This window comes from Pseudoalteromonas sp. T1lg23B, assembly GCF_002964665.1.
Lineage (GTDB): Bacteria > Pseudomonadota > Gammaproteobacteria > Enterobacterales > Alteromonadaceae > Pseudoalteromonas.
Genome location: NZ_PQBZ01000008.1, coordinates 1 through 257 on the forward strand (window position 1 = coordinate 1; position 257 = coordinate 257).

Here is a 257-nt window from a genome sequence, read left to right on the forward strand (position 1 = left end):
CTGCCACACTATCATCGACGCTGTTTCGTTTCACTTCTGAGTTCGGCATGGGGTCAGGTGGGTCCAAAACGCTATTATCACCAAGCAAAGTCTTGGTGCAAATGTTTAATGACATCGTGCATCGCACGAGCATTCCATTTGCGCAAGGTGAATAAATTTCGCGATACCGCTTGGCTATTCACCTTGTTTAATTCTTAAAATTCGGAAAAATTCTGATAACTCGTAAAACGCTACTTTAGTAACACTAACTTCTAGCT

General features: G+C 42.0%; 1 rRNA gene. It reads right to left on the reverse strand.

What is annotated here, in order from left to right:
* Nucleotides 1-85: ribosomal RNA gene (gene rrf, locus C2M32_RS03520) — 5S ribosomal RNA — on the reverse strand; the annotation flags it as partial.
* Between the last annotated feature and the right edge of the window lie 172 nt (nucleotides 86-257).